Raw genomic sequence first — 15,114 nt, 5'->3', positions numbered from 1 at the left:
ATCATGCAGGCGCTCCCTTTCGCCACGATTGCTTTTATTCTTTATGTCGCCGCTGCCATTTGGCAGGGCATGACGCTGTTCCGGCGTGTGCCCCCACGCCAGGGCATGGTCCGTTTGCTCGCCGTGTTGGGCTTACTGATGCACATTCCTGTGGTGGTTAAATTAGTCAGCCAATCCCCTGGCCTGCTGCCCGGCTTCACCACCAGCGCCACGCTGCTGATGGCGGTCGCGGTCAACGTCGTGCTGGTAGCCAGCCTGTTTAAACCGGTGCTGAACGCCGGAATTGCACTCTTCCCGCTGGCGGGCATTGCGTTAATCGCCGCCACGTGGCTGCCAAACCAAGGCGGCCATACTGGCCTGACTCCGGGCATTTTATTACATGCGGTAAGTTCTGCCCTGGCGTTTGCCGTACTGGCGATTGCCGCCGCCCAAGCTGTGCTAGTCGGCCTGCAGAACCAGGCGCTGCGCCATCATCACATTCGCGGCATTGTGCAGTCGTTACCGCCGCTGACCACGATGGAACGGGTACTGTTTGAGCTGGTGTGGGCGGGCATTATTTTATTGACGCTCTCCATCGCGAGCGGGCTTATTTTTCTGGACAACTTTTTCGCCCAGCATTTGGCGCATAAAACCGTGCTGTCACTGCTCGCTTGGATAATCTTCACAACGCTTCTGATTGGCCGTTACCGCTTTGGTTGGCGCGGCATGCGTGCCGTGCGCTGGACACTGGGCGGCTGCGGCCTGCTGGTGCTGGCCTACTTTGGCAGTAAGTTTGTACTTGAGATACTGCTCAACCGATAACGGCTCAACCGCTAACCGGGCGTGACCACGCCTTTGGTTGTCTTGACACACCACTCGCTACCTTCTACAAATCGAGCCTAATCCGCCACAAAGGACTTTTCGACTTGAGCGACGACTTCCCCCTGGGGTTACTGTTCGGCCTGCTAGCCTTACTGATACTGCTTTCTGCGTTTTTCTCCAGCTCTGAAACCGGCATGATGTCGATTAACCGCTACCGCTTGAGCCATCAGGCCAATAGCGGTGACCGCAGAGCCAAACGGGTCATGCGCCTGCTCACCCGCCCAGACCGCCTTATCGGCGTTATCCTGATCGGCAACAACTTCGTTAACAACCTGGCTGCCTCAATTGCCACCATTATCGCCATTCACTTCTTCGGCGACGTATCTGGGCCTGCAATATCTACCGCCCTGCTGACCATTACCATTTTGATCTTTGCGGAAGTCACGCCCAAGACCTACGCGGCTATCAAGCCCGAGCGGATTGCCTATCCTACGTCTTACGCCCTTGAGCCATTGCTAAAGCTGCTTTACCCGCTGGTATGGTTGGTTAACGTGATGTCTAACGGTCTGCTCCGGCTGGTAGGCGTTAAAAGCGTTGATAACGGGGGCGACAGCCTGACACGTGATGAGCTGCGCACGGTGGTTCACGAGGCAGGCACGCTGATCCCCTACCGCCACCGGGCGATGTTGCTGTCGATTCTCGACCTTGAAAACGTCACCGTGAACGACATCATGGTGCCGCGCCACGAAGTGCTGGGTATCGACCTGGATGATTCGCTGGAAGATATTTTGACCCAAATTCGCACCAGCCAGCACACCCGGCTGCCGGTTTATAAAGGCGATATCAATAATATTATCGGCATGCTGCATCTGCGCAACGCGGCGCGCTTTCTATCTCGGGACGAAGTTACCAAGGCCTCAATTGTTCAAGAGGCACGGGAGCCCTACTTCATTCCTGAGTCCACACCGCTACATACCCAACTGCTCAATTTTCAGAAGCAGAAACGGCGCATCGGCATTGTGGTGGATGAGTACGGCGACGTAGAGGGCTTGGTCACCCTGGAAGATATTCTGGAAGAGATCGTCGGCGAGTTCACCACCGATGTCTCTGAAGATGAAGAGATTCACCAGCAGGATGACGGCAGCCATGTGATTGAAGGCACCGCCAATATTCGTGAGATTAACAAGATGCTCGGCTGGCAGCTGCCTACCGATGGCCCCAAAACGCTCAATGGACTCATTCTTGAGCACCTCGAAGCCTTTCCAGAAGGCCCGGCGTGCCTACAGATTGGCAATATGCGCATGGAGATTCTGGAGATTCGCGATAATCTCATTACCTCAGCGCGCTGCTGGCAAAAGCTGCGGGCGCCACGCCGCTAGTCAGTGACAAGCGAGTTAACGGCGGTTGGACAGATCCTGATCAGCCGCCGCTTTTAGCGCCCTAACCCGCGCTTCGAGAAACCGCCGCAGCGCTATATCATCGGCGTCCAGGCGGTTGAGTGGGGGCCCAAAATGCAGGCTCACCGGTGCCCGAAAGCGCTTAGGGCACTTCTTTAGCGCCTTGCCATCATGGTGAGAGGTCCACGATCCCCACAAGCCTGCTAACCCTGCCGGAATCACCGGCACATCGTCGCGAGCGAGAATGGCCTCTAAGCCGCGTCGGAAGGCGTGAATCTCGCCATCTGGAGTTAATCGCCCCTCAGGAAAGACCATCACAACCTGCCCTTGGCGCAGCGCTGCGCTTACGTCATCCAGGGCGCGCCGAAGGGCGCCAGGGCTTCGCCGCTCAGATTCAATAGGGATTGCGCCAACCAGCTGAAACCACCACTTAAGCCAGGGCGAGTCAAAAATCGGCTGGTCCATGACAAAACGCAAAGGCCTGGGGCTAGCACCACCGAGCACCAAAGCGTCCATAAAACTGACGTGGTTACACACCACCAGCGCAGCCCCCTGCTGGGGGATATGCTCACGCCCATGCACCTGAAGCCGGTAGCAGAGGCGCATCGAAACCAAAATTATCCAGCGCAGCACCTGGCGCGCCGCAGTGACCCCAGTCACGTCGCCGCCTCGCGATGGCGCAAGCCGGCCAGAATGGTGCTCATCAGTTGATCCAACAGCTCATCCACTTTCAACTGCTGACCCTGCCAATAGCCCAACCGTTCATTCAGCCCAAGCTGGACTAGCCCGTGAACGCTACCCCACAGCGTGCGCCCCAAACGGCGTGCCTCAAGATCACCCAGCGCCGGCTGGTAGGATTTAAGCGACGCTTCCACTTGGGTAAACAGCGCTTCGATCAAATCGCTCTGGCGCTGATCAAGTTCACCCTCTTGGGCCAGCGGGTAATCAAACAGCAGATGCCAGCGATAGCAGTCCTGCTCGGCGAACCGCCAGTAGGCTAGCGCCAGAGCGCGCAGCCAGGGCTCGGGGTCATCGTCGCTCAGACTGGTAATGGTGTGCTGTAAACGCGCCAAGGTTTCCACATTGACGTGCTGCAATAAGTTATTGAAGCTGCCATATAGCTTCAGTAGGGTGCTGGGAGCGCAACCGACCTCTCTGGCCAGGGCACGCAGTGAGAGACCATGGACTGGCTGCTCAGCCAACCACTCATCACAAGCGTGCATGACCTGCGAGTGGAGGGCATCGGGCGCATGCTGTCTAGGACGGGCCATGGCGATCTCTTAAGGTCAACGGCAAACAAGGAGGAAGCCTCACTGCGCTTTAGCGGGAGCAAGGGATACGATAGGATACCTTACATCGAACACTGTTTTCGACACTAAAACGCTACATTTCGTGCTTTATTGCGCGAAGTCCCCCGCCATCCAGGTACACTTCCACGACGATTCTGCTTAAGGAGATAGCTATGACGGGGCGACTGCATGTTCAAAACTTACCGCTAACCCGTTTATTGCCGACGCTAGCCACTCCTGAACCGTTGATTGAGTCGCCTAACCTAGCGCCTCGTCGGCCAATCTCAGCGATTCGCTTAGAGCAAGGGCAGTACCGGCTCTCATCGCTTTTCTGGGGCCTGACACCGCCCTGGCTGGAGGTGCTGGATCACGCCCCCCACTGCGCCCGGGCCGAAACCCTTGAATCACGTGCGATGTTTCGCGATGCCTTTAGCGCGCGCCGCTGCGTTATTCCGGTGAGCGGTTTCTATGTATGGAAAACCCAGGCGCGCAGCAAGCAGCCTTATTTAGTTACACAAGTATCCCGAGCGCCGCTGCTGTTGGGCGCACTGTGGTGTCGCTACCACACCACGTTAACGGCGTTCACCGATTCTGCTGCCCTGATCACCGTGCCCGCCAATCTGCTGCTATCGCCGTTAACCGACCGCTTGCCGGTCACTATACCCAGCCATGCATTATCCGCTTGGCTCAATCCAAATACCGATGCCGAAACGCTTAATTCGCTTTTAACGCCCGCTCCGCTGGAACTGTTGGGCGCTTTTCCGGTATCTAAACATGTCAATAATCCCGCCTACCAGTCACCGGCTTGCGCCCATCCTACCGGGTCGATGCTGCGTTGGGCCGTGCCACAGGAGCTGTAATGTTGCGATCCTCTTGCTTAACCCGCTGGCGTGTTTTCCCGCAGTGCGCACTGATTGGCGTTATCGCCAGCATCGCGTTAACGCCGCTGGCCTTCGCCGCCACCGATGACGCCGTTGCCGATGCCATTGCTGAGACAGTCACCCCGATCATTAGCCCCTATGACAGCCGCGACTACCGGGTTTTGACGCTAGAGAACGGCCTCAATGTGCTGCTGGTCAGCGACCCGGAAGCGGACAAGGCGGCGGCGTCGATGAATGTGCGAGTAGGTAGCGCCCACGATCCCGATGACCTTCAGGGGTTAGCGCACTTTCTAGAGCACATGCTGTTTTTAGGCACCGAACCCTACCCCGAGTCCGATGCCTACCAGCGCTATATATCCAACAACGCGGGCTCTCACAACGCTTTTACCGCACAGCAGGATACCAATTACTTTTTTGATATTGAGCCGTCGGCACTGCCGGGTGCACTGGATCGTTTCAGCGAATTTTTCCTCTCACCGCTGTTTAACGCCGACCGCTTGGAGAGCGAACGCAATATCGTTCACTCGGAGTATATGGCGCGTATTCGTGATGAGTCCCGGCGCGAAAACGATGTGCTCAACCAACTGCTCAACCCCCACAACCCCACCACCGGGTTTGCCGTGGGTAGCCGGGAAACCTTAGCTAGCCCGCCTGAAAGCGAGGCAACGCTACGCGAGCGGGTCATCGATTTTTATCACCAGCATTACGACGCCAATGTGATGAACCTGGCGATTGTGGCGCCACAGCCGCTCGATACGCTTGAGGAGTGGGTAGCCGAGCGCTTTGCCGATATTCCCGACAACGACTTAAGCGCGCCCACCATCGATGCGCCGTTGGTGGACGACGACACTCTGCCCCGCTATATCGAGCGCCAGTCGCTGCAGGATCGTCGTCAATTACGCTTCTACTTCCCGGTACCCGACCCTACGGATGACTATCGCACGAAACCGACGCAGCTTATCGCCCACCTACTCGGTGACGAGGGTGATGGCAGCCTGTTAGCGGTACTGCGCGATGCTGGACTGGCGGATGGGCTTTCCGCCGGAGTAGGCCGCGGCGATGGCAACGAAGCGCTATTCACTATCTCCATCAGCCTGACGCCTGCAGGCGCCGAGCGCTTGGATGATATTGAAGCCTCCTTGTTTGCCGCCATTGAGCAACTGCGCAACGACGGTCTCGCCGAATGGCGCTACGAAGAGCAGGCAAAACTCAATGAGCAGGCCTTCCGCTTCCAGCAGCATGGCGCTCCACAGCAGGAAGCCACTCGCCTTTCTATGAGCCTATCTCGCTACCCGGTAGAGGACGTGCAGTACGCGGCCTACCGCATGGATGGCCCCGATGCAGAGCGCCAGCAGGTTTATCTTGACGCTTTAACGCCGGATAACATGCTGCGCTTCTATTCAGCACCGGATATCGAAAGCGACACTGTCTCGCCGTGGTTCAATACCCAGTGGGAAGAGCAAGTGCCCAACCAGCCGGGCCAGACCCTGAGCGGTTTGGTACTCCCGGGGCCCAACCCCTTTATTGCCAGCGACCTGACGCTGTTGGAAGGCCAGGATGAGCATCCCAGCCTGCTGGTCAATACGCCATCGTTTACCGCTTGGCATATGCAGGATGAGCGCTTTAACACTCCCAAAGTTGAGTGGCGGGTCAGCCTGCAAAGCCCCACCGCCAGCTACTCCGCCCACGAAGCAGTGCTCACTCGGCTGCTCGCCAGTTGGCTCAACGACAGTTTGAATGAGTCTCTCTACCCAGCGTGGCTGGCAGGGCAATCATTTAGCGCCTACCCCCATGCCAGGGGCATGACGCTCTCTTTCTCAGGCTGGCGTGATGGCCAAACCCCGCTGATTGAGCAAGCCCTTGAGCAATTAGCGCACGCAGAGATCTCCGGCAGTGCTTTCGAGCGGGTGCGTTACCAGCTGCAGCGCGAGTGGCGCAACGCGCCCCAGGCGTCGCTTACCGGTCAAGCCAGCCGCACCTTAGGCGAAGCCCTCCTCACACCACAGTGGTCTACCGCTGAGCTGCTTGCCGCCAGCGAGCGCTTTGACCGTGGTCACTTGGAAGATTTTCGCCAACGCTTTCTAGATGACCTGTACGTCGATGCCATGGCGGTGGGCAACCTGGACGCTGACCTGGCGCGTGAACAGACACAGATGATGCGTGCCAAGCTCCAGCCGCGGTTAACCCGCAACGATATTGCCAACCTCACCCCACTTGCAGTGAGTGAAGAGCACAGCGTGCTGCACCCCCACAGCTCTCGGGATGAGTCTTTGGTTCTGCGCTATCTGCAAGGCCGCGACCAGACGCCAGAGGAGCAAGCCACCACCGCGGTAATCGCCCAGTGGCTGGAAACGCCGTTCTATCAGCAGCTGCGCACCGAGCAGCAGCTCGGCTACATCGTTAACGCCGGCTATTCGCCGCTGCTCGAAGCGCCAGGAATTGCCCTTATGGTGCAATCACCTGACGTAGACAGCGGCACCATTGCCGAACGCATGGATGTGTTTCTCGACGAGGCTAACCAGCGTCTTGAACAACTCAGCGACGATGACTTAGCGCCTTATCGCCAAGCAGTTCACGACCAGTTGCGCCAGCGCGACACCAGCCTTGCAGGCATGGCCAACCGCTACTGGCAAGCCACTGCGATGGAAGACGTGCGCTTTGATCGCCGCGACCAACTGGCCGAGCTGGTGTTAAACGTGAGCCTTGAGAATATACAGGCGCTATGGCCATCGCTGCGCGAACACAGCCTGGACATACGCTTCAACCCCGGCGACGAACCCAGCGATGTAAGCGTTTATCGTGAAGCGCGCTCGCCGCTGCCCAAAACTAAATAAGAGCTCGTGAAGCTAGCAAACGGAATCAGCTTGAAGCGGGGGTTATTCGCCATGGATGGCGAATTTAGCGCCCAGGGAGGGGTTCATAGCGCCCCCGCAGAGAGCTGTTCCGGTTTTTTTACTCAGCACCTCAGGCGTCAAACGCTTGAGCCGGCATCATGGCTTCCACAAACATCACCAGCTCTTCCAGAATCTGGCGCTCACGATCAGTGAGCGTTTGCTGATTGTACTGAGCAATTTCCCGCGCAAACGCCTTAAGCGTAAAGCCCGCCAAGGCCGGATCATTGATCCGCATCCAACGAAACGCTTCCCACTGCTCGCGCTCTTCGCCTTCCAACGTGTCGGGGTAACTGCGCGCCCGAAAGCGAAACAGCATCTCTTCCAAGCGCGGATCCTGAAACGCAAAGCGCTGGCCTACCAAATCCCACGGCCCCATCTCCCGCACCCGTTCCATCTGCTGACGGTCGGCGGCGGAGAAGAAACTGCCCGAGTAGAGCATTAGGTCAGGGTCTTGCGGCGCATCGTCGTAACCTGCACTAAACACCTCTGCGACCTTAGCGGCGACACCGCTGGCATCGCGCAGGGTTTTCCAGTGCTGCCGACAGGCCATCACGTCCAAGCCTAAGCGCGCGACGATGGCGCCGTACTCGCCCTGCTGGGGGCCCTCAACGTCTTTTAAAGCACTGGCGGGAAACACCACCGGGCAACGGTTGATATGGATCACCTTAAGCGGAATACGCGCCTCACCTTCGGTTAAATCCTGCTGGCTGACAAACACGCGCTCACGAATTTGCTCCGCCGACATGCTGAGCATATCGCTGGGATCAACGCTTAAATCGTAAACGATCACCCCGTTGGGGTTTGTCGGATGCTCGGCCAGCGGCATCACTAACGCACTACAGCCCCGGCTGGCGGGATAACGGCGAGAAATATGTAGCAGCGGTTTGGCGTTGGGCAAGTCGAGCTGCTTAGCCACCGCGCGCTTACCGCGCAGACCGAGTAGATAGTCGAACAGCTTCGCATTGCGCGCCTTGAGCAAGCGGGCCAGCGCGATCGTAGCCCGTACATCGGCTACCGCATCGTGGGCACCCTCATGGGCAATCCCGTTCGCCGCGGTTAAGTGCTCGAGCTTGAAGCTGGGCGCGCCGTCTTCGCGCAGCGGCCACTCAATGCCATCAGGACGCAGTGCATAAAAGGCGCGCACAATATCGATCAAATCCCAGCGCGAATTGCCGTTTTGCCACTCGCGGGAATAAGGGTCGAGCAAATTGCGGTAAAACAGATGGCGGGAGACTTCGTCATCAAAGCGCAGGCTGTTGTAACCCACCACGCAGGTGCCCGGCTCACTCATGTGGCGCTGAATCTCGCCCGCGAACTCTGCTTCGGGAAGACCATGGCGTTGAGCTTTTTGAGGGGTAATGCCGGTAATCAAACAGGCGGCAGGATGAGGCAGGTAATCATCGGCGGGTTTGCAGTAGAGTTCGATCGGCTCGCCGATCTCGTTCAGATCAGCATCGGTGCGCAGGGCTGCGAACTGAGCGGGCCGATCGCGGCGCGGATCCGCCCCAAAGGTTTCATAGTCATGCCAGAGGAAACTGACAGGGGCAGCATTGGGTGGCGCCATGAATAAACACTCCGCTCGGCAATGAAAAGCCCAAGCCTAGCACACCCACCGCCTCTTTCGCCCCGTCTTCAGTTGTTGAACTTAGGCAAGGAGCTCAGCTCTTGGGAAGCGTAACGTTAAGCTCCAGCACAGAGCAGTTGTCTTCGCTGTCCAAGGAAATTTGAATGGCGTCATCGTCCACGTGTACGTAACGACGAATCACCTCAAGCAGTTCGCGCTCAAGCATCGGCATATAGTCGGGCTGGCCGCGCTGACTACGCTGATGTGCCACAATGATTTGCAAACGTTCTTTGGCTACCGAGGCAGATTTCCTGCGCTCACGCTTCAAGAACTCCAGTAATTTCATCGGCGCGCCCCCCCAAACATACGGCTAAGCAGGCCTTTACGCTGCAGCTCGTGAAAACGCAACGGCATGTCCTCACCGAGCAAGCGCGATACCGTATCGCTGTAGGCTTGGCCCGCATCGCTGGAGATGTCGTGGGTTACCGGCACACCCTGGTTCGATGCACGTAGCACGGCTTCCGACTCAGGAATTAAGCCCAGCAAGTTAATCGCCAAAATTTCGCGTATATCGTCGAGCGTCAGCATATCACCGGAAGTAACGCGCTCGGGGTTATAGCGAGTCACCAACAGGTGCTCTTTGATGGGATCATCGCCCTGCTCTGCACGCCGGGTTTTGGAAGCCAGCAGCCCCAAAATACGGTCGGAGTCGCGCACTGACGATACTTCAGGATTGGTGACCACAATCGCCTCATCGGCAAAGTACATGGCCAACTGCGCACCGCGCTCAATACCTGCAGGTGAATCGCAAAGAATGAAATCGAAATCTTCTTTCAACTTCTCCAAAATCTCCGCGACACCCTCTTGGGTCAGGGCATCTTTATCGCGGGTTTGGGAAGCTGGCAAAATAAATAAATTTTCGACGCGCTTATCGCGAATCAGCGCTTGATTAAGCCCCGCCTCGCCTTGAATCACATTGACTAAGTCATACACTACACGTCGTTCGCAGCCCATGATGAGATCGAGATTACGCAGGCCCACATCAAAATCGATTACGACTGTTTTTTTACCCCGCAGCGCAAGCCCTGTGGAGATTGCTGCAGCACTGGTGGTTTTACCGACCCCTCCTTTACCAGAGGTCACTACAATTATCTTGGCCAAAAGTCACTTCCTTCTTGAAGTCGTTCGTCGCGAGCGCGAGTCAGTAGGCGCTCTGCGCATAACGGGAACGTCAATGTCATCAACATGCCATACTGTAACGGATAGCGTCTTCGGCGTCGCTAGGCATGAAGCACCAACGCAGCCTCATACAAAAACCTTACCCCAGTGGCTTAATTTCAAGCTGTTCTTTTTTAAAGTGAACCTCTGCGGGTCGCCCCAGCAGCTGCGCATCGATATCTTCCGAACGTTTATAATTACCTGCCACTGAAAGCAATTCAGCCTCCAATTCACGGCAATAAATACCCGCTTGAGTATTACCATGAATGCCCGCCAGCGCACGGCCACGCAGCGCGCCATAAACATGAATACTGCCAGCTGCCAGCACTTCTGCCCCGGCATTCACCGCCCCGATTACTACCAAATCTCCATCGGAGGCGCTCACTTGCTGCCCCGAACGAACGGTACCGCGATAAAGCCGCGTGGCAAGCGAAGGCGCCTCCACCTGGCTTACCGCCTCATCGCGGGAGACTTCTTGCACCGGCGAGTTACTCACACTCTCAAGCACCCGGGCACGACCCTCTGCCACCGGTGGAAACCAGCCCAGCCCCAACGCCCAGGCTGATTGACGTACCGGCTCGGTACCTCCGCGCACGGCCACCGGTAGCAGTTTATGGTCACGGCAAACGGCACAAATGCGCTCAAGAGCTAAGTGGGGTTCATCGAGTTTTTCCACGCTGAGCACAACCGGTGTATGCTGAAAGAAAGCGGGAGACTGGGAGAATTTGCCAGCCAGCTGCTGCCGGATTTGCTCCGGATCAGCACTACTTAGCTCCATGACGGTCATCGGCAGCATGCCGCCTTTAAAGGTAAAGGCCACTGCGGCAGTATCCACGTTAAGGCTCATGGCCGAACTCCCCGTCATGTTCATATAAGATGATAAAGGTAGCGTACTATCACGCATTTCGTCGTCTAGAAACACTGTAGTCTAAAAACAGTGTGATTTAGAAGCAGTGTGACCTAGAAAATAGACGCTTATCACACCATAGTAAGGCCAAGCTAAGCGACAGCGTCGGTGACTGCAACCACCGAGCCGTTTTTTTATGCTACGCATCTCATACTAGCAGGATGATCCATGCACGGACTGTTAAGACGCCTGTTCGCCCCTCGGTGGCAGCACCCTGACCCCGAGGTGCGCCGTCAGGCCCTCCAACGACTGAACCCCGAGCAAGCAGAGCAGCGTCAAGCGCTGCAGTCGCTCACTCAAGATAGCGATAGCCAGATTCGCCTTGCCGCGCTGCTGGCTCTGGATGACTGCGCAGGTCTTGTCGACGCTTACCCACACCATCAGCAGGATGAAGCCTGGTTCAATGCCGTTTGCCAACGCCTCAGCGGACGTGAAGGCCATACCGACCTGCATCAGCGCCAATCATTAGTCGAGCAGATCGAAGAGCCGCGGGCGCTGAGCGCAGTGGCCCTACAGGGCGACAACCTTAATCTACGCTTGGTCGCACTGAGCAAACTGAGCGATGAGAATGATCTGATTCATCAAGCCTGCCACAACGGTGTGGCCGCCGTTCGCCACCAGGCTGCCGAGCGCATTGAGGACGAAGAGGGGCTTAAGCGGTTATTGAAAGAGGCGCGCCGCGACCGCCAAGTGGTGCGCCTAGCGAGGGAACGCCTCAACCGCTTGCGTAGCGACGCCCAATGGCTGGAAGCAGAAGAGCAGCAACGCGAAACGCTCCTGAAACAACTGGAGCAGCACGCCCGTGCGCCTTGGGAACCGCTCTACGGTGGCCGCTTTCGCCACCTTGAGCGGCAGTGGGAACAACTAACTCAGCCACCAAGCGTTGAGCAGGAGCAGCGCTTTCATCAAGCCGTAATCGATTGCCGGAAAACGCTACACGACCACGAAACCCAGGAGCAGGCTCGCCAGCAGAGCGACGAGCGCCGAGAGGAAGCCGAAAGCACCCGCGAGCAGTTGCTTGAAGGGATCGAAGAGACTTTCGACGGTTTGTGCCACGCTTCAGCCATGACCGTACAGGATATCGACAGCCTGCGCGCCCAACGCCAACTGCTCAGCCAACGCTGGCAAGCGCTTTCCGATATCCACCCGCCCAGCGAGACCATGCGCCAGCGCTATACGCTGGCGATTCAACACTACGACCAGTGCTTAGAGGCATGGCAGCGATGGTGTGCGGTAAGCGCTTCCATCGAAACTGCACTGACCAGCGGCGACCACGCCAACCTGACCACCCTGATTAACGAATGCCAATGGCCGGATGCTTTAACGCCTCCCGCGCTGCTCGGCCGCGCCCAAGCGGAGCTTAACACTGAAACCAACGCGGCTTCGCAGCCTACCGAAGACAACGCCACACTTGAGGCACATGGCGCGGAACTCGATACCTTTGAGCACTTGTTAGAGCGCGGCGCCTTTAAAAGCGCCAGCCGCCTGCATCAGCGGCTAAAACCGCGCATTGAAGCGCTGGAAAGCCCAGCCGCTCAACCGCTCAAAGCGCGCTTAAAGCACCTTGCCGCCCGGCTTGCGGAATTACGCGACTGGCGGGGGTTTGTCGCCGGGCCCAAGCGCGAGCAGCTATGTGCCAGTATCGAAGCACTGGCTAACGATCTCCACATGGCGGAAGAAGCGCTTGACCGCCACCATCGCCAACTGGTCAAAGAGTGGAAATCACTGGGAGATGCGGCGGCCAACCGCGAGCAGTCTGCTCGTTTCCGCAGCGCCTCGGACCGCATCCACGAGCGACTCGCCCCTTGGCGGGATCAGCTCAGCGAAGAGCGTGAGACCAACCTTCAAGCCCGCGAAGCACTGTGTGATCAGCTTGAAAGCCTGCTGGCTCAGCCTGCCGAAGACGCCGACCCGGATGTACTGCGACAAATCCGCGACAAAGCGCGCCACCAATGGCGGCACTACAGCCCCGTTCCCCGTGAACGCTCCGAGGCCGTTGGGCGACGCTTTGGCACTATTCGTCACCAGTTGCAGACACTCATTGATCAGCGCGCTGAAACGATCGCCGCGCAAAAACGCGAACTGATCAGTCAGGTAAGCGCGCTACGCAGCGACGACAACCAGCCCCTAGCACAACGCATTCACTTGACCAAACAGCTGCAGCAGCAGTGGCGAGCCTTAGGCCGGGCGCCCAAAGGCGAAGAGCAAACGCTGTGGAAAACCTTTCGCCATGAGTGTGATCAACTCTTTGCCCAGCGCGATGCGCATAAAAATGAGCAGGCGGCGCGCCAGCAACAGCAACTTGATGAGATGCAAACGCTGATCGACGCAATGGATAGTTGGCAGCCGATTGAGGCGAGTGAGTCGGCCACGCTAGAGCGCTTTATTGAACAGGCCAATCAGCTTGAGCCGCTGCCACGCAATCGGCGCAGCGAAGGCATGCAGCGGCGGATGAGTGGCATCGTGCGTGCGCGCCGAGAACGCTTAAACCGTCTGGCGGTTGCCGATACGGTTCAACAGTGGCACGCGATCATGCCATTAGTGAGCGCTCACTTGGCTGCCGACCAGCGCTACCTCTGCGAGGGAACCCCAAGCGATGTGGACGCACAAGCGGTTCTCGGCACTTCACTGTCTACCACCTTTAATGAGGCGCATAACACACGCAACCAACATCGCCATAGCGTCGCGGTACCGCTATCAGACGCTGATCACGCTCGCCTCGCCGACTCCCTCGCCAGACTAAGAGTGCACCTCTCGATGCTAGCCGTGGGTAGCGTGCGGCAGAGCGATGAGCCGCTGCGCCTGGCGATTCAGGTAGAGCGTTTGAATGAAGGCTTCAATCAAGAGCGCAGCCGTGATCAAGAAGTGATTGATATTTTGGTCGCGCTATTGGCGCTAGGGCCAATGCCAGCCACGCTATGGGAGGCTGAAGTAGAAGAGTTGGATAACCTGCTGAGCCGACTGGCGCGAGTCCCGCTGCCATAACGTTAGCAAGAAAACGGGAGGCTTATAGCCTCCCGTTTGCGTTCTCCTCTTGGGCTAACTGCTAACCCATGAACTGACCACCGTTGATATCAATGTTCGCGCCGGTGATAAATCCTGACTCCTTATCGGCTAAGAAGGTGACCAGTCGGCCAATCTCCTCTGGCGTGCCATAGCGCTTCACCGGGATTGTTTCCCGGATTGCTTCGCGCACTTTTTCTGGAATATTCATGATCATATCGGTGGCGATATAGCCAGGCGATACGGTATTGACGGTAATCCCTTTGGTCGCCGTTTCCTGTGCCAGCGACATGGTCAAGCCGTGCATACCGGCTTTCGCCGCCGCGTAGTTGACCTGACCAAACTGGCCTTTACGACCATTGATGGATGAAATATTGATAATCCGGCCATAGCCACTATCGAGCATCATCTCAATGACGCTACGACAGGTGTTAAACACGCTGTTGAGGTTGGTGTCGAGCACTTCGTACCACTGCTCATAGGACATTTTCTTCAAGGTGCCATCACGGGTAATCCCCGCACAGTTCACCAGCACACTAATGGGGCCATGCTTGTCATGGATTTCGCGGGCTCCTTCCAGGCAGGCGTTGTGGTCAGAAAGATCGACTCCCGACAATTCGATATTGTTATAGCCGTCGGCGTGCTGCGTTTCTAGCCAGGTTTTGGCCTTGTCGGGGTTGCGGTAACCCGCCACGACAAGATATCCCGCATCTGCCAACGAACGACAAATTGCCGTACCGATACCACCAGTTCCACCAGTTACCCAGGCGACGGGGGCTTGATTGGCCATTGACTACCTCCCTGAAATTACAAATGGCTTGGATCTCTAAGCACGCACCTTGCGCCGCAAGCCATTGTGAATAAGCGCGACTGCGCCTGTATTACCCTGGTGCACTATTTGCTTGAGCAATGCACCAACGTAAGCTTGTTGTTATAGCTACGTAAAGCATAGCTGCACTTTCTCCATGTTGCAGCAGCAGGCGCGCAACCGCTATAAGCCGAACGTGTTAATCCCTCTATTGACTTCACCTAAAACTTCTGTAGAATACGCCACACGTTGATGCGGGGTGGAGCAGTCTGGTAGCTCGTCGGGCTCATAACCCGAAGGTCATCGGTTCAAATCCGGTCCCCGCTACCAATATTTTGAGAGGCAGATCAGT

The 15,114-nt window shown here is 57.2% G+C and carries 12 protein-coding genes and 1 tRNA gene; 6 read left to right on the top strand and 7 right to left on the bottom strand.

Translation table 11 applies throughout. The annotated features are described in order from the left end of the window. The first annotated feature begins 3 nt into the window (after nucleotides 1-3). Together ccsA and QHL1GM_RS15355 are read left to right on the top strand one after the other, a co-directional pair. Nucleotides 4-801: an inner membrane protein YpjD gene (gene ccsA / locus QHL1GM_RS15360; protein WP_071695238.1), complete on the top strand. Its 798-nt coding sequence runs from the start codon at nucleotides 4-6 to the stop codon at nucleotides 799-801. A gap of 104 nt (nucleotides 802-905) precedes the next feature. Continuing rightward, complete coding sequence (locus QHL1GM_RS15355; RefSeq protein WP_009288263.1) at nucleotides 906-2,180, top strand: HlyC/CorC family transporter; 1,275 nt, start codon at nucleotides 906-908, stop codon at nucleotides 2,178-2,180. Nucleotides 2,181-2,195: 15 nt separating this feature from the next. On the opposite strand, the gene QHL1GM_RS15350 is transcribed toward QHL1GM_RS15355, so the two are convergent. Both QHL1GM_RS15350 and QHL1GM_RS15345 read right to left on the bottom strand, forming a co-directional pair. After that, nucleotides 2,196-2,858, bottom strand: coding sequence for a 1-acyl-sn-glycerol-3-phosphate acyltransferase (locus QHL1GM_RS15350; RefSeq protein WP_071695237.1), 663 nt, complete (start codon nucleotides 2,856-2,858; stop codon nucleotides 2,196-2,198). Beyond that, nucleotides 2,855-3,469 carry a TetR/AcrR family transcriptional regulator gene (locus tag QHL1GM_RS15345; RefSeq protein WP_071695236.1) on the bottom strand — a complete coding sequence of 205 codons (615 nt, stop codon included), beginning with the start codon at nucleotides 3,467-3,469 and terminating at the stop codon, nucleotides 2,855-2,857. Before QHL1GM_RS15345 ends, QHL1GM_RS15350 begins: the two co-directional genes overlap by 4 nt. 191 nt (nucleotides 3,470-3,660) lie before the next feature. Here QHL1GM_RS15345 and QHL1GM_RS15340 point away from each other — a divergent pair, with 191 nt between their 5' ends. After that, nucleotides 3,661-4,347 (top strand): SOS response-associated peptidase, encoded by a 687-nt coding sequence (locus QHL1GM_RS15340; protein ID WP_071695235.1) that lies wholly within the window; start codon nucleotides 3,661-3,663, stop codon nucleotides 4,345-4,347. After that, nucleotides 4,347-7,202 carry an insulinase family protein gene (locus tag QHL1GM_RS15335; protein WP_071695234.1) on the top strand — a complete coding sequence of 952 codons (2,856 nt, stop codon included), beginning with the start codon at nucleotides 4,347-4,349 and terminating at the stop codon, nucleotides 7,200-7,202. Before QHL1GM_RS15340 ends, QHL1GM_RS15335 begins: the two co-directional genes overlap by 1 nt. 130 nt (nucleotides 7,203-7,332) lie before the next feature. On the opposite strand, the gene sbcB is transcribed toward QHL1GM_RS15335, so the two are convergent. The 4 genes from sbcB to minC all read right to left on the bottom strand — a co-directional run bounded on the left by sbcB (nucleotide 7,333) and on the right by minC (nucleotide 10,891). After that, nucleotides 7,333-8,826: an exodeoxyribonuclease I gene (gene sbcB / locus QHL1GM_RS15330; RefSeq protein WP_071695233.1), complete on the bottom strand. Its 1,494-nt coding sequence runs from the start codon at nucleotides 8,824-8,826 to the stop codon at nucleotides 7,333-7,335. 94 nt (nucleotides 8,827-8,920) lie between these two features. Further along, nucleotides 8,921-9,172, bottom strand: coding sequence for a cell division topological specificity factor MinE (minE, locus tag QHL1GM_RS15325; protein WP_007111776.1), 252 nt, complete (start codon nucleotides 9,170-9,172; stop codon nucleotides 8,921-8,923). Next, nucleotides 9,169-9,987 carry a septum site-determining protein MinD gene (gene minD / locus QHL1GM_RS15320; protein ID WP_040479443.1) on the bottom strand — a complete coding sequence of 273 codons (819 nt, stop codon included), beginning with the start codon at nucleotides 9,985-9,987 and terminating at the stop codon, nucleotides 9,169-9,171. Before minD ends, minE begins: the two co-directional genes overlap by 4 nt. Before the next feature lie 157 nt (nucleotides 9,988-10,144). After that, the gene (minC, locus tag QHL1GM_RS15315) at nucleotides 10,145-10,891 is read right to left on the bottom strand and encodes a septum site-determining protein MinC (protein WP_071695232.1); all 747 of its coding nucleotides are present in this window, start codon (nucleotides 10,889-10,891) and stop codon (nucleotides 10,145-10,147) included. A 228-nt stretch (nucleotides 10,892-11,119) separates the two neighbouring features. Between minC and QHL1GM_RS15310 the strand changes: the two genes are divergently transcribed. Continuing rightward, on the top strand, nucleotides 11,120-13,936 hold the full coding sequence (locus QHL1GM_RS15310; protein ID WP_071695231.1) for a DUF349 domain-containing protein: 2,817 nt from the start codon (nucleotides 11,120-11,122) through the stop codon (nucleotides 13,934-13,936). A gap of 61 nt (nucleotides 13,937-13,997) precedes the next feature. Here QHL1GM_RS15310 and phbB read toward each other — a convergent pair whose 3' ends face one another. Continuing rightward, entirely contained in the window at nucleotides 13,998-14,744 is a 747-nt protein-coding gene (phbB, locus tag QHL1GM_RS15305) for an acetoacetyl-CoA reductase (RefSeq protein WP_071695230.1), read from the bottom strand. Between the two features lie 271 nt (nucleotides 14,745-15,015). Here phbB and QHL1GM_RS15300 point away from each other — a divergent pair. Further along, nucleotides 15,016-15,092: transfer RNA gene (locus QHL1GM_RS15300), tRNA-Met, on the top strand. Nucleotides 15,093-15,114: the final 22 nt, after the last annotated feature.

It is taken from the genome of Halomonas sp. QHL1 (assembly GCF_001882345.1).
In the GTDB taxonomy this organism is placed as follows: Bacteria; Pseudomonadota; Gammaproteobacteria; order Pseudomonadales; family Halomonadaceae; genus Vreelandella.
Note: the sequence above shows the minus strand (reverse complement) of the source record. Positions and strands in the feature narration are given on the sequence as shown.

Bases quoted from the DNA above. Each gene is read 5' to 3' on its own strand.
- QHL1GM_RS15310 (WP_071695231.1), top strand. From the start codon at position 11,120: ATGCACGGACTGTTAAGACGCCTGTTCGCCCCTCGGTGGCAGCACCCT.
- minC (WP_071695232.1), bottom strand. From the start codon at position 10,891: ATGAGCCTTAACGTGGATACTGCCGCAGTGGCCTTTACCTTTAAAGGC.
- QHL1GM_RS15335 (WP_071695234.1), top strand. From the start codon at position 4,347: ATGTTGCGATCCTCTTGCTTAACCCGCTGGCGTGTTTTCCCGCAGTGC.
- minE (WP_007111776.1), bottom strand. From the start codon at position 9,172: ATGAAATTACTGGAGTTCTTGAAGCGTGAGCGCAGGAAATCTGCCTCG.
- sbcB (WP_071695233.1), bottom strand. From the start codon at position 8,826: ATGGCGCCACCCAATGCTGCCCCTGTCAGTTTCCTCTGGCATGACTAT.
- QHL1GM_RS15340 (WP_071695235.1), top strand. From the start codon at position 3,661: ATGACGGGGCGACTGCATGTTCAAAACTTACCGCTAACCCGTTTATTG.
- phbB (WP_071695230.1), bottom strand. From the start codon at position 14,744: ATGGCCAATCAAGCCCCCGTCGCCTGGGTAACTGGTGGAACTGGTGGT.
- QHL1GM_RS15345 (WP_071695236.1), bottom strand. From the start codon at position 3,469: ATGGCCCGTCCTAGACAGCATGCGCCCGATGCCCTCCACTCGCAGGTC.
- ccsA (WP_071695238.1), top strand. From the start codon at position 4: ATGCAGGCGCTCCCTTTCGCCACGATTGCTTTTATTCTTTATGTCGCC.